This window comes from Micromonospora sp. NBC_00330, assembly GCF_036136635.1.
In the GTDB taxonomy this organism is placed as follows: Bacteria; Actinomycetota; Actinomycetes; order Mycobacteriales; family Micromonosporaceae; genus Micromonospora; species Micromonospora salmantinae.
Genome location: NZ_CP108012.1, coordinates 5,336,416 through 5,353,490 on the forward strand (window position 1 = coordinate 5,336,416; position 17,075 = coordinate 5,353,490).

At 72.6% G+C, this 17,075-nt stretch carries 16 protein-coding genes, 1 pseudogene and 1 riboswitch; of the genes and pseudogenes, 7 read left to right on the top strand and 10 right to left on the bottom strand.

Going from position 1 to position 17,075, the window contains the following annotated elements; translation table 11 throughout:
- Positions 1–65: 65 nt before the first annotated feature.
- Together OG598_RS24135 and OG598_RS24140 are read right to left on the bottom strand one after the other, a co-directional pair.
- The gene (locus OG598_RS24135) at positions 66–917 is read right to left on the bottom strand and encodes a cytochrome c oxidase assembly protein (RefSeq protein ID WP_328651202.1); all 852 of its coding nucleotides are present in this window, start codon (positions 915–917) and stop codon (positions 66–68) included.
- On the bottom strand, positions 914–1,390 hold the full coding sequence (locus OG598_RS24140; RefSeq protein WP_328651203.1) for a DUF2243 domain-containing protein: 477 nt from the start codon (positions 1,388–1,390) through the stop codon (positions 914–916). Before OG598_RS24140 ends, OG598_RS24135 begins: the two co-directional genes overlap by 4 nt.
- Before the next feature lie 281 nt (positions 1,391–1,671).
- Between OG598_RS24140 and OG598_RS24145 the strand changes: the two genes are divergently transcribed.
- The 4 genes from OG598_RS24145 to OG598_RS24160 all read left to right on the top strand — a co-directional run bounded on the left by OG598_RS24145 (position 1,672) and on the right by OG598_RS24160 (position 5,465).
- Entirely contained in the window at positions 1,672–2,934 is a 1,263-nt protein-coding gene (locus OG598_RS24145; RefSeq protein WP_328651204.1) for a DUF2786 domain-containing protein, read from the top strand.
- Between the two features lie 148 nt (positions 2,935–3,082).
- On the top strand, positions 3,083–3,439 hold the full coding sequence (locus tag OG598_RS24150; protein ID WP_244219096.1) for a YciI family protein: 357 nt from the start codon (positions 3,083–3,085) through the stop codon (positions 3,437–3,439).
- Positions 3,436–4,689 carry an RNA polymerase sigma factor gene (locus tag OG598_RS24155; RefSeq protein WP_328651205.1) on the top strand — a complete coding sequence of 418 codons (1,254 nt, stop codon included), beginning with the start codon at positions 3,436–3,438 and terminating at the stop codon, positions 4,687–4,689. Before OG598_RS24150 ends, OG598_RS24155 begins: the two co-directional genes overlap by 4 nt.
- Before the next feature lie 92 nt (positions 4,690–4,781).
- Positions 4,782–5,465, top strand: a complete 684-nt coding sequence (locus tag OG598_RS24160; RefSeq protein WP_328651206.1) for a class I SAM-dependent methyltransferase — start codon at positions 4,782–4,784, stop codon at positions 5,463–5,465.
- A gap of 47 nt (positions 5,466–5,512) precedes the next feature.
- On the opposite strand, the gene OG598_RS24165 is transcribed toward OG598_RS24160, so the two are convergent.
- The 7 genes from OG598_RS24165 to OG598_RS24195 all read right to left on the bottom strand — a co-directional run bounded on the left by OG598_RS24165 (position 5,513) and on the right by OG598_RS24195 (position 11,562).
- Positions 5,513–6,973, bottom strand: coding sequence for an alpha/beta hydrolase (locus OG598_RS24165; protein WP_328651207.1), 1,461 nt, complete (start codon positions 6,971–6,973; stop codon positions 5,513–5,515).
- Positions 6,974–7,098: 125 nt separating this feature from the next.
- Positions 7,099–7,368 (bottom strand): hypothetical protein, encoded by a 270-nt coding sequence (locus OG598_RS24170; protein WP_328651208.1) that lies wholly within the window; start codon positions 7,366–7,368, stop codon positions 7,099–7,101.
- A complete protein-coding gene (locus OG598_RS24175) occupies positions 7,365–7,712 on the bottom strand; it encodes an ArsR/SmtB family transcription factor (protein ID WP_210782883.1) in 348 nt (115 codons plus the stop codon). The genes OG598_RS24170 and OG598_RS24175 overlap by 4 nt, the downstream gene beginning before the upstream one ends.
- A gap of 163 nt (positions 7,713–7,875) precedes the next feature.
- Positions 7,876–8,049, bottom strand: a complete 174-nt coding sequence (locus tag OG598_RS24180; RefSeq protein WP_036390803.1) for a CsbD family protein — start codon at positions 8,047–8,049, stop codon at positions 7,876–7,878.
- A gap of 83 nt (positions 8,050–8,132) precedes the next feature.
- Positions 8,133–10,379 carry a heavy metal translocating P-type ATPase gene (locus tag OG598_RS24185; protein ID WP_328651209.1) on the bottom strand — a complete coding sequence of 749 codons (2,247 nt, stop codon included), beginning with the start codon at positions 10,377–10,379 and terminating at the stop codon, positions 8,133–8,135.
- A 12-nt stretch (positions 10,380–10,391) separates the two neighbouring features.
- A complete protein-coding gene (locus OG598_RS24190) occupies positions 10,392–11,339 on the bottom strand; it encodes a hypothetical protein (protein WP_328651210.1) in 948 nt (315 codons plus the stop codon).
- A 13-nt stretch (positions 11,340–11,352) separates the two neighbouring features.
- Positions 11,353–11,562, bottom strand: coding sequence for a heavy-metal-associated domain-containing protein (locus OG598_RS24195; protein ID WP_091395144.1), 210 nt, complete (start codon positions 11,560–11,562; stop codon positions 11,353–11,355).
- A 94-nt stretch (positions 11,563–11,656) separates the two neighbouring features.
- Between OG598_RS24195 and OG598_RS24200 the strand changes: the two genes are divergently transcribed.
- Positions 11,657–11,953 carry a metal-sensitive transcriptional regulator gene (locus OG598_RS24200; RefSeq protein WP_030329541.1) on the top strand — a complete coding sequence of 99 codons (297 nt, stop codon included), beginning with the start codon at positions 11,657–11,659 and terminating at the stop codon, positions 11,951–11,953.
- 6 nt (positions 11,954–11,959) lie between these two features.
- Here OG598_RS24200 and OG598_RS24205 read toward each other — a convergent pair.
- Positions 11,960–14,037 (bottom strand): annotated as a pseudogene (locus OG598_RS24205) (heavy metal translocating P-type ATPase).
- A gap of 311 nt (positions 14,038–14,348) precedes the next feature.
- Between OG598_RS24205 and OG598_RS24210 the strand changes: the two are divergent.
- Both OG598_RS24210 and OG598_RS24215 read left to right on the top strand, forming a co-directional pair.
- Entirely contained in the window at positions 14,349–15,719 is a 1,371-nt protein-coding gene (locus tag OG598_RS24210; protein ID WP_328651211.1) for a YibE/F family protein, read from the top strand.
- 166 nt (positions 15,720–15,885) lie between these two features.
- Positions 15,886–16,016, top strand: a riboswitch (cyclic di-AMP (ydaO/yuaA leader).
- 4 nt (positions 16,017–16,020) lie between these two features.
- Complete coding sequence (locus OG598_RS24215) at positions 16,021–17,040, top strand: coiled-coil domain-containing protein (protein WP_328651212.1); 1,020 nt, start codon at positions 16,021–16,023, stop codon at positions 17,038–17,040.
- Positions 17,041–17,075 lie beyond the last annotated feature (35 nt).

Here is a 17,075-nt window from a genome sequence, read left to right on the forward strand (position 1 = left end):
GGGCCTCCTGCATCACCCAGGTTAGCAGCGGTTTGTGCGCCACGCACAAACCACCGTGGTGTTGATCAGGAGTTTCGCGTCAAGGGCTCGCCCTCCGCTGACGCAGATCTCTTGATCAACGGAGATGGGGACGGGCGGGGGCGGGGGCGGCGGGAGTGGTACCAGGTGGCGAAGAGGGCTACGGCCAGCAGCAGCTCGGCCAGGTCGCCGCCGTAGTACATGAGTTGGGCGGCCGAGCGGAACGCTTCCGGGTCCCGATCGGTGAGGCCCGGCGGGAGGGTTTCGGCCTGGGCGTACAGGTACTTGGCCAGCACGGCGTGGCCAGCCGACGCGGCCAGTAACGCGCCGACCCGTACCGCCAGTCCGGGGCGACGCGGCGCCGGGTCCGGCCCGGCCAACGACCAGGCGAAGAGGTACCCGGCGGCCAGGTAGTGCAGGTGCACGGCGTGGTGCAGGACGGGTTGCCGTTCGGCCGCCGCGTACAGCGGGGTGAGCAGCACCAACGCCAACCCGCCGGTGGTCAGCAGCGCGGCGGTGACCGGGTGGGCGAGCAGGTGCAGTGGGCGGGCGCGCAGCAGCCGGCCGACCGCTCGGCGTACCGGCGGCGGCGCGACCCGCAGCAGCAGCGTCACCGGGGCGGCGAGCACCAGCCCCAGCGGTGCCAGCATGCCGAGCAGCAGGTGCTGCGCCATGTGCCCGCTCGGGTTGTCGGGGAGTTGGGCCAGTGGCCCGACGGCGACCGCCAGCAGGGCGCAGCCGACCAGCCAGGAGGCGGTGCGTCGGTGGTCCCAACCCCGCGAGTCCCGGACGGCGGCCAGCACGTAGACGACCGCCAACAACGCGACCGGGAACAGCGGGAACCAGGTCGGCCCGGCCGCAGCGTGCCCGGCGTGCGCCAGCGGCCCGACCACCGTCATCGGGGCCCGGGGCGGGGGGACCGGGCCCGCCACAGGACGGCGACGCCGGCCAGCAGCAGCACCGCGCCGGCCACGTTCCAGACCACGTCGTACGGCACCAGGTGTACGCCGTAGCGGATCTGGTGCAGCCGGAGCACCTTGTGGTCGACGAGCCCGTCGAAGAGCTGGAATCCTCCGGCGCCGAGCAGGAAGCCACCCCAGGCCAGCCGGCTCGCCAGGGCATGCCGTCGACGCAGGTCGGCGAACCAGAAGAACCCACCGACCAGGGCGATCACCTCGGCGGCGTGCAGCAGCCCGTCCGAGAGCAGTGCCACCGACGGGGTGGAGCGGTCGTAGAAGTGGTGCCAGGCGAGAAGTTGGTGAAAGACGATCTCGTCCACCGCGGCCATGATCGCGATGCCGATCAGGACGCCGACGAGGGTGGAGGAACGACCGTCGGCGGTACGGGTCCTCGGCAGGCTCGAATCGACCACCACACACCTCGCAGTCAGCTTGGATCGGGTCGGAAATACCCCGAACCGCATGAAACATGCCGGGCCAGATCAGCCAGGCCGGCCAGACCCGCGGTGATCAACACGGGGTCAAGGAAGTCGGGGCGTCCCGCCAGGTCGGACACCCCGACTTCCGGAAACCCGTGTCGATCAAGGCCGAATGGGGTCGGCGACATCCCCGTTTCGTGACTCCCGGGCCACTGACGGCATGATCATGGAGCCTGGAGGGGCAGTGACAGCCAGATCCCGAGAAGGAGGTGCCCGTGCCGGACGCGGACGAACTCGTCGCCAACGCACTCGCGGCGGTGCGCGGCACTGACGTACGGCAGGCCGAACGGCAGCTGGACCAACTGATGGTCGGCAACGGCGCCGCGGACGGCACCACGGCGGTGGACGCGGCTCTGCTGCGTCGCCTGGTCCGCGGCCTCGGCCGGCTCTGGCCGCGCGGTTGGCAGCCGGTCGACGTGGACCGGATCACCGGCCGACGGCTCGACGCCCGCGCGGCGCGGCTGGTCCGTGCCGCGATGGCCGCCCAGCGGCGTGACCAGGCCGAGCCGGTCCCGGCCTGGTGGGACGACCAGCTGAGCGATCTGGCGGTCACCGAGGGCGGTGCCGACGGCAGCGTGTTTGCCGGTTGGGCCATCCGGGAGGGTCTGGACCGGGCCGACGCGCTCCGCGCGGCAGTGGACACTCTCGCGCTGGTGGAGAGCCTGCCGCCGATCGCGGTGCTGCGCCCACCGCCGGGCACGAGCGGCGCGGCACTGCCCCGCACGGGCGGCACGGCGCGCAGCGGGTCGCCGATGCTGGACCGGGTGCGGGCGCTGCTGGCGAAGGCCGAGTCGACCACCTTCCCGGCGGAGGCGGAGGCGCTGACCGGGAAGGCCCAGGAGCTGATCGCCCGGCACAGCATCGACGAGGCGCTGCTGGCGGCCGGGTCGGAGCGCGGGGACCTGCCCGGTGGCGTGCGCCTGAGCACCGACACCCCGTACGCGGGCGCGAAGGCGCTGCTGGTGCAGGAGGTGGCGGCGGCGAACCGGTGCGAGGCGGTCTGGTCCGACGATCTCGGCTTCGCCACAGTGCTGGGCTGGCCGGCCGATCTGGTGGCGGTGGAGCTGCTCTACACGTCGCTGCTGGTCCAGGCCACCGCGGCGATGCTGCGGGGGCGCGCCGAGCGCCGGCCGGGGTCGGGGCGACGGACGAAGGTCTGGGACGAGTCCTTCCTCAACGCGTTCGCGCTGCGGATCGGCGAGCGGCTGCGGACGGCCACCGAGGCGGCGACAGACGCGGCGGATCAGGCGGCGGCCGAGACCGCCGGGGCGGAACGGCTGTTGCCGGTGCTCGCGGCGCGGGGCGAGGCCGTCCGGGAGCGGTTGGACACGCTCTTCCCCGGCGTCACCCGGCACCGGCTCAGCGTGCGTGACGCCGAGGGCTGGTCGTCGGGCACCTCGGCCGCCGACCGGGCTTCGCTGGACGTCGGCGGCGCCCGGAAGCCCCGCCAGGTGCCCGGCCGACCCGATCCGCGCTGACGCATCCGGCGTGGGAACGCCCCCGGCGGATGTTTCTGCGATTTTCTTCGGTACGCGGTAGGGATCGGGGGAACGGCTCCGACCCTCCGGTGAGTCGCGCCCCGATCGGGGTGCGACCAGAGCCTGAGGAGCAATCGCCGTGAAGTACATGCTGCTGATCTGGAACCGGCCCGGCTTCACCGAGGAGCTGAGCGAGCAGGAGCGCACCGCCCTCTTCGGTGAGGTCGACGAGATCATGAAGGAGCTGACCGAGACGGGCGAGCTGATCGGTGGCCAGGCGTTGGCCAATCCGTCGCAGACGTTGACGGTCCGGCTCGTGGACGGCAGCCCCGAGGTCCTCGACGGCCCGTTCATGGAGAGCAAGGAGCAGTTCGCCGGTTACCTGGCCGTCGACTGCGACAGCCCGCAGCGGGCTGCCGAGATCGCCGCCCGCTGGCCGGACGTCCGGTACGGCGGCGCGATGGAGGTCCGCCCGATCATGGACGAGGCCGGGACGGAGATGTGACCGGGGACCGGACGGTCGAGGATCTGCTGCGCACGTTCGCGCCGCAGGTCCTCGGCCTGCTGGTCCGTCGGCACGGGCAGTTCGACAGGTGCGAGGACGCGGTCCAGGAGGCACTGCTCGCCGCCGCGACGCAGTGGCCCGGGCAGGGCGTACCGGACAATCCGCGCGCCTGGCTGCTCACAGTGGCCACCCGCCGGCTCACCGACGAGTGGCGCAGCGAGAGCGCGCGCCGGGACCGCGAGGTGGCGGTGGCGCGGCGCGAGCCGGCGTACGCGGGGGTGGCGCCCGCGGCGGACGCGGAGCCCGCCGTTCCGGCCGACGACGACACCCTCACGCTGCTGTTCCTCTGCTGCCACCCGGCGCTGCCCGGATCGGCGCAGGTGGCGCTCACCCTGCGAGCGGTCGGCGGTCTCAGCACCGCCCAGATCGCCCGGGCGCACCTGGTGCCCGAGGCGACGATGAGTCAACGGATCCGGCGCGCCAAGCAGCGGATCGAGGCTGCCGGGGCACGGTTCACCATGCCGGGGCCGGCGGAGCGGGGCGAGCGGCTGGGAACTGTGCTGCGGGTGCTCTACCTGATCTTCAACGAGGGCTACACCGCGTCCAGTGGCCCGGACCTGCGGCGGGCCGAACTGACCGGCGAGGCGATCCGGCTGGCTCGCGTCCTGCGCGGGCTGCTGCCCGACGACGGCGAGGTGACCGGGCTGCTGGCGCTGATGCTGCTGACCGACGCGCACCGGGCGGCCCGGGTGGCGCCGGACGGCGAGTTGGTGCCCCTCGCCGAGCAGGACCGTTCCCGGTGGGACGCCGCCGCCATCGCGGAGGGGGTAGCGCTGATCACCGAGGCGCTGACCTGGTCGCCACCCGGCCCGTACCAGCTCCAGGCGGCGATCGCCGCTGTGCACGCGGAGGCGTCGACGGCGGCGGAGACGGACTGGCGGCAGATCGTGGCGCTCTACCGACTGCTGGCCCGGATCGCGCCGAACCCGATGGTCACCCTCAACCAGGCGGTGGCGGTGGCAATGGTCGACGGCCCCCGGGCCGGGCTGGCCCTGCTCACGCCGCTGGACGCCGACGACCGCACGGCCGGGCACCACCGGCTGGCCGCCGTCCGGGCTCACCTGTTGGAGCTGGCCGGGGAGGTCGGTGCGGCGCGGGAGGCGTACCTGGTGGCGGCGAGGGGCACCACGAGTCGGCCCGAGCAGCGCTACCTGGAGGTACGGGCGGCTCGGCTGACCGGGCAGGAGTGAGCCCACGTCGTGTTGCCGTTTTGGCAACAATCTTTGCGCATCGCCCGGTCGCCGGTCACAGTCGTGGGCGACGCGCGAAGGAGCAGGCACAGATGACCGAGCAGCACGAGTTCGACAAGGACTACTGGGAACGGCACTGGCACCAGGCGCACCACGACCGTCCCGGCGCGATGAGCACGAGCCCCGCGCACCCGTACCTGGCCCGGGAGGTCGGCGCCCTCGCGCCGGGCTCGGTGCTGGACGCCGGGTGCGGCACCGGCGCCGAGGCGATCTCGCTCGCCGCCCACGGCTGGCAGGTCACCGCCGTCGACATCTCATCCGTTGCGCTCGCCCGAGCCGCCGAACGCGCGGCGGAGAGCGGGGTCTCCGATCGAGTGCGGTGGGTGGAGGCGGACCTGACGACCTGGGCCCCGGAGACGCGGTTCGACCTGGTCACGACGCACTACGCGCACCCTGAGATGCCGCAGTTGGCCTTCTACGACCGCGTCGCCGGCTGGGTGGCCCCCGGCGGCACCCTCCTGATCGTCGGGCATCTGCACACCTCGGAAGCCACCGCGCCAGGGCACGGACATGGGCACGGGTCTGGGCACGGGTCTGGGCACGGGTCTGGGCACGGGCACCCGCCGGACGAGGCATCGGTCACCCTCGCGGACATCACCGCCGGCCTGGACAGCAGCACCTGGGAGATCGTCACCGCCGAGGAGCACCGCCGCACGATGCCGGGCCGAGAGGTGCCGCTGCACGACGTGGTCGTGCGCGCCACCCGACGCCCCTGAGCACACCGCTGCCGACCGCCGGGCGTCCCGGCGGCCGGCAGCGGCGGTCACACCTCGGGTTCGACGGCCGGGCAGCTGGCACCCCGGGCGGGTACCACCTGGTCGATCAGGTACGAGTCGACGGCTCGTTGCACGCACGGGCCGCTGCTGTAGCTGCCGTGCCCCCACCCCTGGTAGGTGAGCACCGCGCCGCGCCGGCCCAACTGTCGCGCCACGGTGCGCGCCCAGTCGTAGCCCGTGGCCGGGTCGTGCACTGTGGCGGCGAGCAGCAGCGGCACGTCGGTGTGGACCCGTAGCCGATGCTGCGGGTTGGCCACCGGCGTCGGTGTGCCCAGGCAGGTGACCAGGGCGAACAGCGCCGGCGGGTAGCGCAGGTCCGGCGCGAGTCGGGCCACCCGGCGCAGATGTCCGACGTACTCCCGGTAGTCACGCACCGGCAGGCTCCAGTCCTGACAGAAAACCGCGAAGGGGTACGGAGCCACGGCGTCGCCGGTCGACGGGACGCCACTTCGCAGGGCGGTGGCGGCATCCATCGTGCCCAGCCACTCGGCCAGCCCCGGCCACCGCCAGGTGTCGTAGAAATCCTTGTGGGTGAGCCGGCTCAACTCGAATGGGGTCAGCACCACCCCGGGCCGCTTCGGGTCGGTCAGCAGGCCGCGCTCGGCCCGCGCGTGCAGCCCGGCCCAGATCGTCCGGAAGTCCCGGCCGTGCAGGGCACAGGCCGTGGACCGGTCACACCAGGCGACGAACTCGTCGAACGCGCCCTCCCCGGCGAGGGCCTGGCTGTCCAGGAAGGCCCGGGTGCCGACGCTGTGGTCCATCGTGGCCTCCAGCACCATGGCCCGGACCCGGTCGGGGTACAGCTCGGCGTACCGCTGCCCGAGCAGGGTGCCGTACGAGCTGCCGTGGAAGGTCAACTGCCGTTCGCCGAGCGCCGCGCGGACCGCGTCCAGGTCGTGGGCGGCGCTGGTGGTGTCGACGTGGTCGTAGAGCGCCCCGGTGCGGGCCCGGCAGTCGGCGCGCAGCAGCGCGTTGTTGGCCAGCACGGCGTCGAACTGGGCCTGGTCGGCGATCAGTTGCGGTTGCCGGGCGAGCAGGTCCCGGGCACAGACCACCGGGTGGCTGCCGCCGGTGCCGCGCGGGTCGAAGCTGACGATGTCGAACCGGGCACGCAGGTCGGCGCTGAACCGGGAGCTGCCGTTCACCACCCGGTCGACACCGCTGTCGCCCGGCCCGCCGGGGCCGAAGACCAGCGCGCCTTCCCGGGTGGCCGGCTTGGCGACCCGGCGGGCCAACGACAGGTCGAAGCGCTCACCCCCGGGTCGGTTCCAGTCCACCGGCAGCGACAGGGTGCCGCACTCGGCGCTGCCGTCCTCGGCGCAGGGCCGCCAATCGATCGTCGGGGCGGGCTGTGGTCGGGCGGCGGCCGGGCTCGCCGGGGTCAAGCCGGCTGCCGTGAGGGCCAGGGCGACGGCCCAGCCGACTGCGGATTTGCGTACGCGCAGCATGAGGTGCTGTCCTCTCCTCGAAGGAGCGTTGCCGGTGAAACTCGCCCACTGGGCGAGGTGATGCTGCTTCCACCCGGGCCGTCGAGTAGCCGCTCGACGGCCCGGGGCCTCTCTCGTCCGCCGGGTCAGTCGACCTCGCGCAGGACGCGTTCGAGCGTGGTCATCCGGGTCTCCATCCCGCCCAGCCGACCGTCCATCGCCGCGAGCAGTCGGGCGTTCTCCGCCTGGGCCTGCGCGGCGGTCTCGGCGAGCCGGCGGTAGTCGTCCGCCCGCGCCGCCTCGTACCGGGCCCGCCGGGTCTTGGCGAGCTGCACGACTGTCACAGTGACCACGCTGATCAGGAAGGCGAAGATGCCGACCGCGCCGACCACCTCGGTCCAGTCGTGCTCGCTCATCGCTGTGCTCCCGGCTGCTCGCCCGATTCGGGCACTGTCAGCGTCTCGACCGCCGCCGCGATGACCGCGGGGGTGAGTGTGAGCACGAACGGCTCCACCTCGTAGTAGTTCATGGCCTTCCCGTCCTCCGACAACTCCAGGCGGGCGGTGACCAGCCCGGCCGCCGCCAGCTTCCGTAGGTGGACCTGCAACAGCGCTCGGCTGATGCCCAGTTGCCGGGCCAGCCCGCTGACGTATGCACGCTCGCGGGCCAGCGCGGCGACGACCCGCAGCCGGTGCGGGTTGGCCAGGGTGGCCAGCACCCGGACTAGGTCGTCGCCGGTCGGCGGCGAGGCGGTGCTCATAACCAGCCCTTGCACATGCCAAGGAAAGTTAGCAGGTGCCGGCGCGCGGCGGTGCGGACGGAAAGCGGAATCAGGGGGATCTCAGGGTCGGCGAAAGAGGCCGGACACACAGCACGCCGGGCCGGTGATGATCACCGGCCCGGCGCGCGAGGTACGTCGTACGTCAGCTCTTGAAGGCGTCCTTGATCTTCTCGCCAGCCTGCTTGAGCTTGGCGGTGGACTGGTCAGCGCGACCCTCCGCCTCCAGCTGCTCGTTGTCGGTGGCCCGACCGGCGCCTTCCTTCAGCTTGCCGGTCGCGTCCTCGGTGGCGTTGTTGATCTTGTCGTCGATACCCATTGCCAACCTCCATTGCAAGCATTGCAAGCTTCGCTACGACCACAGAGGTACCCCCGTCGTCACCGGCCCAACCATTACCGTCGTCACAGATCGGCAGCGGCCGAACGGAAGCGACGCAACCGCAGGCTGTTGGCCACCACGAAGACCGAGGACAGCGCCATCGTGGCACCGGCGATCATCGGGTTGAGCAGCCCGGCGGCGGCCAACGGCAGGGCCGCCACGTTGTAGCCGAACGCCCAGAACAGGTTGCCCCGGATGATGCCGAGCGTGCGCCGGGACAACCGGATGGCGTCCACCGCCGCGTCCAGGTCGCCCCGGACGAGAGTGAGGTCGGCAGCCTCGATCGCCACGTCGGCGCCGGTGCCCATGGCCAGCCCCAGGTCGGCCTGGGCCAGCGCCGGGGCGTCGTTGACCCCGTCACCGACCATCGCCACCGACCGCCCCTCGGCCTGGAGCCGCTTGATCACGTCGACCTTCCCGGCCGGCAGCACCTCGGCGACCACCTCGTCGACGCCCACCTCGGCGGCGACCGCGCGAGCCACAGTGGTGTTGTCCCCGGTCAGCAGGACCGGAGTCAGCCCCAGCCCGCGCAGCCGGGCCACCGCCGCCCGGCTGGTCGGCCGGACCACGTCGGCGACAGTGAGCACGCCCCGGGCCCGTCCGTCCCAGCCGGCGACGATCGCCGTACGGCCGGCGGCCTCCGCGTCGCGTACTGCCCACTCGACCTCCGGCGGTACCTCGATCTCACGCTCGCGCAGCAGCCGGACCCGGCCGACCAGCACGGCTCGCCCGTCGACGGTGCCGGCCACTCCCAGCCCTTCGAGGTTGCCGAAGGCGGTCACCGGGGGCAGCGCGCCCGCGTCGGTGGCAGCGGTCGCTACCGCACGGGCGATCGGGTGCTCGGAGGCGGCCTCCACCGCCCCGGCGAGCCGGAGCAGCTCGGCCCGGTCCACACCGCTCGCCGGCACCACGTCCACCAGTGTCATCCGGCCGGTCGTCACGGTGCCTGTCTTGTCGAGCACCACGGTGTCCACCCGGCGGGTCGACTCCAGCACCTCCGGGCCCTTGATCAGCACGCCGAGCTGGGCGCCCCGACCGGTGCCGACCAGCAGCGCGGTCGGGGTGGCCAGGCCGAGCGCGCACGGACAGGCGATGATCAGCACGGCCACGGCGGCGGTGAACGCGGCGGTCGGGCCGGCCCCGGTGCCGAGCCACCAGCCGAGCGTGCCGACGGCGAGGGTGATGACGATCGGCACGAAGACCCCGGAGATCCGGTCCGCCAGCCGCTGCACTGCCGCCTTGCCGCTCTGCGCCTGCTCCACCAGGTCGGCCATCCGGGCGAGCTGGGTGTCCGCGCCGACCCGGGTGGCGGTGACGATCAGCCGCCCACCCGCGTTGATCGTGGCGCCGACCACGCCGTCACCCGGAGCGACCTCGACCGGCACCGACTCACCGGTGAGCATGCTGGCGTCGACAGCGGAGGTGCCCTCGTCGACCACTCCGTCGGTGGCGATCTTCTCCCCGGGGCGGACCACGAACCGGTCACCGACGGCGAGCCGGTCCACGGGGATCAGGGTCTCCACGCCGTCACGCAGCACCGTCACGTCCTTGGCGCCGAGGTCGAGCAGGGCACGCAGGGCGGCGCCGGCCGTCCTCTTGGACCGGGCCTCGAAGTAGCGACCGGCCAGGATGAACACTGTGACCCCGGCGGCCGCCTCCAGGTAGATGTTGCCGGCGCCGTCGGTCCGGGTGATGTCGAAGCGGAACGGGTGCGTCATGCCGGGCATCCCCGCGTCACCGAGGAAGAGCGCCCAGAGCGACCAACCGAACGCGGCCAGGGTGCCGAGCGACACCAGGGTGTCCATGGTCGCCGCGCCGTGCCGCAGGTTGGTCCAGGCAGCCCGGTGGAACGGCAGCCCACCCCAGACCACCACCGGGGCGGCCAGGGTCAGCGACAACCATTGCCAGTAGTCGAACTGCCAGGCCGGGACCATGGCCAGCAGGACCACCGGCACGCTCAGGGCCACCGACACCCAGAGCCGGGTACGCGGCCCCCGCAACGGGTCCACCGGAGGTTCCGCGCTGGGCGGGGCCGGCAGCGCCGCCGTGTAACCGGTCTTCTGCACCGTCCCGATCAGGTCGTCCGGCGTGACGCCGTCGGCGTACCGGACTGTCGCCTTCTCGGTGGCGTAGTTGACGGTGGCGCTCACCCCGTCCATCCGGTTGAGCTTCTTCTCGATCCGGGCGGCGCACGCGGCGCAGGTCATCCCGCCGATCGCCAGTTCGATCCGGTTCGGTGCCTCGGGGAGCGGTCTGCTGGTGGTGGTCATCGTCTGGTCCCGTCAGTTGTGTCCGTGCCCGGGGGTGCCGTGGTCGGCCCCGCCGGTCGGTGCGGGCCCGCTCGGGGTGGGGGCCTCTCCGGCCGGGGCAGCGCCGGCGACCACTGTGAACTCGGCGGTGTGCACCCGCCCGCCGTGTTTGAAGTCGAGGTAGAGCCGGTAACTGCCGGCCGAGGGCACCTCGGCGAGGAAGGTGACGGCCGGACCGGGCCGGGTGCGCCCGTCGCCGGGCGTTCCGTCCGGGTGCACGTGCAGGTATGCCAGATCACCCCGACGCAGTGCCACCAGGTGCCCGTACGCGCCCAGGTAGGGCTCCAGGTCGGTGACCGGCTGCCCGTCCCGGCTGACGGTCAGGGTCAGCGACGACGTGCGGCCGGGCTGCGGCGCACCGGTCAGGGTGACCGTGTAGCCGTCGACTGTGGTGCTGGTCGCCGGGGCGGGCAACGGCCGTTCGGTCAACTCGCCGGGGACTGTCACGTCCACGCCGAGGGTCAGCGGCTCGCCCCCGGTCGGGGTGAAGTCGGCGAACGCCCGCCACTGCCCGGCACCGGCCAGCGGGGTGTCGACCCGCCAGGTGCCGTCCGGGGCCAGCTCGGGGTGGACGTGACGGAAGCCGGAGAGGTCCCGACGGGCGACGATCAGGTGCATCTGCTTGTCGTGCGCCACGTCGTACCGGGTGACCGGGCGGCCGTCCGGGCCGGCGATCCGGAAGGCGAACTCGCCGGCCGGGGCGTCGACCGGTTCGAGGGTGTAGCCGCGTTCGGAGACGAGCAGCCCGCCGGGGAGCCGGTCGCCCGTCTCGTCGTGCTCGCCCGTCGCATGGGCGGCGTCGCCGTCGTGCCGGCCCTCGACCACCGGGGCGCTGTCGACCACCCGGCCGATCCCGTACGTCGTGCCGAAGATCGCCGCCAGGCCGACGGCGAACCCGGCCAGTCTCGTCACGGTGCGCACGCCGACCCGCCGATCACGCGTCGACGAGGTCGTAGCCGGCCTCGTCGACTGCGGCTCGGACGACAGCCGTGTCCAGCGGCTGATCGCTGCTGACGGTGACCCGGCCGGCCGCGAGGTCGACCTGGACGTCACGCACGCCGGCGATGGCGCCGACCTCGGCGCTCACCGCGCTGACGCAGTGCCCGCAGGTCATGCCCTGCACCTGGTACGTCGTGTTGACCATCGGATCGTCTCCTTCGCGGTACGGGTACCCGGTTGGGGTATCTCGACAGAACCGACCGTACCATACCCCCTGGGGGTACGCTATCCTTGTCGACATGACCGCACCCACGCCGATCCGCGGATACACCGCCAGCAAGGACCAGCTGCTCGCGCGGCTCCGCCGCGTCGAGGGGCAGGTCCGGGGCATCGAGAAGATGGTCGACGACGACCGCTACTGCATCGACGTGCTCACCCAGATCTCCGCCATCCAGGCCGCCCTCGACAAGGTGGCCCTCGGGCTGCTCGACGGGCACGCCCGGCACTGCATGCACGAGGGCGCAGCCGAGGGTCGGGCCGACGAGATGGCCACCGAGATGATGGCGGCGGTCGGTCGGCTCATGAAGCGCGGCTGACAGCGCTCAGTCCGGCGCGGGGTCGAGACGGACCCGGCGCAGCAACTGCGCGTTGAGCGCCACCACGATGGTGGACGCCGACATCAGCACCGCGGCCAGCGCCGGGCTCAACGCCACGCCGGCCCAGGCCAGCACCCCGGCGGCCAGCGGCAGCGCCACCACGTTGTAGCCGGCCGCCCAGGCCAGGTTCTGTCGCATCTTCCGGTACGACGCCCGGGACAGCCGGACCACGGCCCCCACCCCGCGCGGGTCGGAGGATGCCAGCACCACCCCGGCGGACTCGATTGCCACATCGGTGCCCGCGCCGATCGCGATGCCCACGTCCGCCCGGGCCAGCGCCGGCGCGTCGTTCACCCCGTCACCGACCATCGCCACCACCAACCCCCGCCGCTGGAGCTCGGCCACCCGATCGTCCTTCTCCGCCGGCAGCACCTCGGCGAAGACCTCGTCGACGCCGGGTCGGAAGCCGAGGTCGGCGGCGACCGCCTCGGCCACCGGCCGGGCGTCACCGGTGATCATGGCGATGGTGCGGACACCCTCGGCACGCAGCTCGTCGACGGCACGCCGGGCCTCCGGACGCACCTCGTCGGTCAACTCGAACGCACCGAGCACGGCGTCCGGCAGCCGCACCAGGTGCAACACCGCGGCACCCCGCGCCGACCACCGCCCGGTCGCGGCCTCCAGCTCCGCCGGGACCGCAAGGCCCAGCTCGCGCAGCAGCGCCGGCCCGCCCACCGCGTACTCCGTACCGTCGATCGTCGCTCTTACACCGCGGCCCGGCAGCGAGCGGAACCCGGCCGCCCGGGCCGGGCCGGCGCTCCCGGCCGCCGCCACTATCGCCCGGGCCAACGGATGTTCGCTCTCCGACTCGACACCGGCCGCGATCCGCAGCACCTCGTCCCGCTCGACGCCGGACGCCGTCACCAGGTCGGTCACCCCGTGCTCGCCCCGGGTCAGCGTGCCGGTCTTGTCGAAGAGCACCGCGTCGACGGTGCGCATCCGCTCCAGGGCCAACCGGTCCTTGACCAGAATCCCGGACCGCGCGGCGAGCGCTGTGGAGAGCGCGACCACCAGCGGGATGGCGAGACCCAGCGCGTGCGGGCAGGCGATCACCAGGACGGTGACCGCACGAACCACCGCCTCGTCCGGCCGACCCAGCGCGGTCCAGACCAGCACGGTCAGCACGGCGGTGCCGGTGGCCAGGTAGAACAGTGCGGCGGCGAACCGGTCGGCCAACAACTGGGCCCGTCCACCGGAAGCCTGGGCCTGCGCGACCATCCGCTGGATGCCGGCGAGGGCGGTCTGCTCACCCAACGCCTCGACGCGCACCCGGATCGCCGAGTCGGTGGCGACGGTGCCGGCCACCACCCGGTCGCCCGTCGACCGGGCGACCGGCCGCGACTCCCCGGTGATCATCGACTCGTCCAGCTCGGCGCCGCCCTCGACGACCCGGCCGTCCGCCGGCACCCGACCCCCGGCCGGACCAGCACCACGTCGCCGATCCGCAGACCGGCCACCGGCACCGCCTCGACCCGCCCGTCCGCCGCCACCCGTTCGGCGTCGTCCGGCAACAGCGCGGCCAGCGCCGCCAGCGCTCCCCGGGCCTGCCCGATGGCCTTCATCTCCTGCCAGTGCCCGAGCAGCATGATGGTGACGAGCGCGGCCAACTCCCACCAGAAGTCCAGGTTGAAGGCGCCGACGCTGGTCGCCAGGGACGCGGCGTACGCGACGGTGATCGCCATCGCGACCAGCAGCATCATCCCGGGCGCCCGGTCCCGGACCTCCCGAACCGCACCGACCAGGAACGGCCAACCGCCCCACCAGAACACCACCGAGCCGAGCACCGGGCCCACCCAGGACCGACCGGGGACGTCGTCGCCGGGCAGGCCCAGTTGATCCGACACGAGACGACTCGTCAGCACCACCGGGATGGTCAACACCAGGCAGACCCAGAACCGGCGGCGGAACATCGCCGGATCGTGCCCGGCGTGCTTGTCGTGCCCGGCGCGGTTGGCGTGCTTGTCGTGCGGCACGGGTTCGGCGCGTCGCGGTCGGTCAGGATCGGGCGGTGACGGAGCGGGCATGGCTCCAACATGCCGCCCCGGAGACCGCCGCGCGAGCGCTTCGGCCACCCGACACTCCGCCACGACCTGCAACCCCCGGAAGGGCTGGCTAGCATCTCCCACGATGGCCCTCCGAATGCCGCTGCACAGTCGGGCACCGGCGCCGCCACGTCGTGGCGTCGCCCCCGGCCGACCGGGCCGAGCACTGACCGTCCGTGATCAAGCGGTCGTCAGGCAGCGATCCGCCCCGCCGTCCGCCGCGTTTCCACCGCAACGGTGAACCGCCCGGCCCGCTGACCCGTATCCCGCACCGGATCGTTTGGAGTCTCGCCTTGGCCGCCGACCACAGTCACTCTGCTCCGTCCGCCCCGCCACGGGTGCGACGGATCCTCGTCGTGACTGTGGTACCCCTGTTCGTCGCCACAGTGCTGGCCGCGGTGCTGCTCTGGCCGCGCGGCGGGTCACCGCAGACCGATGGTGGTGCGGACGTGCCGCGCTACCCCGGCACCGTCACCCGCGTGGTGAGCGAGCCGTGCCCGCCGGCGCCGTCGGTTCCGGAGGGCACACCGAGGGTCGGCGACGGGCGGTGCGGCACTGTCGACGTCCGGGTCGACGACGGGCCGACCGCCGGCCAGCAGGTACGGACACCGGTGCCCGACGGGCCCGGCGCACCCCGGGTCGAGGTCGGCGACGAGGTCGTCCTGGTCGAACTGGCCGATCCGATCGATCCCACAGTCAGCAACTGGAACATCGCCGAGCACCAACGCGGCACCCCGATGGTGTGGCTGGCGGTGGTCTTCGCGGCCGCGATCGTCGCGTTCGGTCGGTGGCGAGGTCTGGCTGCGCTCGCCGGGCTGGCCGCCAGCTTCGCCATCCTGCTCACCTTCGTGCTGCCGGGCATCAGCGCGGGCAGGTCACCGCTGCTGGTGGCGGTGGTCGGCGCGGCCCTGATCATGTTCGTGGTGCTCTATCTGACCCACGGGGTCACCGCACAGACCTCGGTCGCGGTGCTCGGCACCCTGGGCAGCCTGGTGCTGACCGGTGTGCTCGCCACGATCGCCACGGCCGCGACCCACCTCACCGGTTTCGGCAGCGAGGACGCCACCACCCTGTCGATGTTCCAGGGCGACGTGGACCTGCACGGCCTGCTGCTCGCCGGGATCATCATCGGATCGCTCGGGGTGCTCGACGACGTGACGGTCACCCAGGCGGCCACCGTCACCGAACTGGCGAACGCGAACCCCGGGCTGACCCGGTTGCAGCTGTACCGCGCCGCCACCCGGGTCGGCCGTGCGCACATCGCCTCCACCGTCAACACCATCGTGCTGGCGTACGCGGGCGCGTCACTGCCCCTGCTGCTCCTGCTCACCGCCGACTCGCGGCCGATCGGGCAGATCCTCACCAGTGAGTTCCTCGCGCAGGAGATCGTCCGCAGTGCGGTCGCCACCCTCGGCCTGATCGCCGCCGTGCCGCTGACCACCGGGCTGGCCGCTGTGGTGACCGCGGCCGGGCGTACCGATGCCACGGCGTCCACCGACGCTCCCGCGCCCCGGCCCCAGCCGGACCGCAGCGAGGCACTGGCCGCACTCAGCTCACCGCGAACGGCCGGCTCCGACGAGCCGGACCGGACGCGGACCGCACCCCCATCCGAGGCCACCGACCGGTGGCCGGAGTCGAACAGGAGCACGGATACGGCATGGTGACACTCCTCAGCGTGACCAGATCGGGCATCCACCCTGAGAACCGCGTCACTGGTCACTCAACGCTATGGCGAAATGACGCTTTTGGTCGGCATCCAGGCGTAGCTCAGCCGGTCGACTCTCGGGTAACCTCGCTGCCGGTTACCGATGAAGGCGCGAAGCGGCGCCTGCGGTGCCACCGCCCAATCGCCAACCGGCGAGCCGGGGACCCAGGTACCTGGGGTGAATCCGCGTCAGCGGTAGGGGCCGCTTCCGCCCCGAACCCGTCAGCTAACCCGGTCGGCGGTCGACGGAAGGGAACATTGTGACGGCACCCCTACGCCGCTGGTTGACACCCGTGGTGGCCGTGATCGCCGCACTGACAGTGCTCGCCGGGCCGCTCCCGGCGCACGCCGCCCCGACGACCCCCACACCGTCCGGGCACGAGGAGGACGGCGAGCCCAAGCTGCTCAACGACGTCATCGAGCAGGCCAACCGCGACTACTCCGCCGCCAAGTCCAAGCTGGACAAATCCAAGAAGCGGCAGGGCGAGTTGGCGGCGGAGGTCAACCGGGCCAAGGCCGACCTGGACGCGTTGGCCCCGCAGGTCGGGCAGATCGCCGCCCAGGCGTACCGGACCGGCCGGATCGGCGCGGTCGCGATGCTGCTGGAGAGCGACGCTCCCGACTCGTTCGTCCAGCGCGCCGGGATGCTCGACGAGATAAACATGGTCAACGAGAAGAAGCTCTCCGAGGTCAACGAGGTGAAGGCCCGCGCCGAGCAGGCCAAGCTGGCCCTCGACACCGAGGTCCGGGAGCAGCAGAAGCAGACCGCCCTGATGGCCAAGCGCAAGAGCGAGGCCGACAAGGCGCTCTCCCTCGTCGGCGGTAAGGGTTTCACCGGCGGCCTGGTGGATGCCACCTCCAAGGTCGCGAAGATCGGCCCCGGTCGCACGGCCGACGGTGACTGGAAGCCCCAGTCGTGCAGCGAGAACGACCCCACCACGTCCGGCTGCATCACGCCGCGCACGTTGCACGCGTACAAGGAGGTCAAGGCGGCCGGCTTCAACCGGTTCGTCGGCTGCTACCGCCCCGGCGGGCCGTGGGAGCACCCGAAGGGCCGCGCCTGCGACTGGTCGCTACAGAAGAGCGGGTTCTCCCCGTGGCACAACAACGACACCCGGACGTACGGCAACAACGTCGCCGCGTTCCTCATCCGTAACGCCGACCGGCTCGGCATCTACTACGTGATCTGGAACCGGCAGATCTGGTTCCCGGCCACCGGCTGGAGCTCGTACAGCGGGCCGTCGAACCACACGGACCACGTCCACATGTCGCTGCTCTGACCCGCACGATCGCCGTCGAGGGCCGTTCCGCGTGA

Excerpts from the sequence above, each read along its gene's own strand:
- OG598_RS24135 (WP_328651202.1), bottom strand. The coding sequence starts at position 917 with ATGACGGTGGTCGGGCCGCTGGCGCACGCCGGGCACGCTGCGGCCGGG.
- OG598_RS24150 (WP_244219096.1), top strand. The coding sequence starts at position 3,083 with ATGCTGCTGATCTGGAACCGGCCCGGCTTCACCGAGGAGCTGAGCGAG.
- OG598_RS24160 (WP_328651206.1), top strand. The coding sequence starts at position 4,782 with ATGACCGAGCAGCACGAGTTCGACAAGGACTACTGGGAACGGCACTGG.
- OG598_RS24165 (WP_328651207.1), bottom strand. The coding sequence starts at position 6,973 with ATGCTGCGCGTACGCAAATCCGCAGTCGGCTGGGCCGTCGCCCTGGCC.
- OG598_RS24170 (WP_328651208.1), bottom strand. The coding sequence starts at position 7,368 with ATGAGCGAGCACGACTGGACCGAGGTGGTCGGCGCGGTCGGCATCTTC.
- OG598_RS24175 (WP_210782883.1), bottom strand. The coding sequence starts at position 7,712 with ATGAGCACCGCCTCGCCGCCGACCGGCGACGACCTAGTCCGGGTGCTG.
- OG598_RS24180 (WP_036390803.1), bottom strand. The coding sequence starts at position 8,049 with ATGGGTATCGACGACAAGATCAACAACGCCACCGAGGACGCGACCGGC.
- OG598_RS24185 (WP_328651209.1), bottom strand. The coding sequence starts at position 10,379 with ATGACCACCACCAGCAGACCGCTCCCCGAGGCACCGAACCGGATCGAA.
- OG598_RS24195 (WP_091395144.1), bottom strand. The coding sequence starts at position 11,562 with ATGGTCAACACGACGTACCAGGTGCAGGGCATGACCTGCGGGCACTGC.
- OG598_RS24200 (WP_030329541.1), top strand. The coding sequence starts at position 11,657 with ATGACCGCACCCACGCCGATCCGCGGATACACCGCCAGCAAGGACCAG.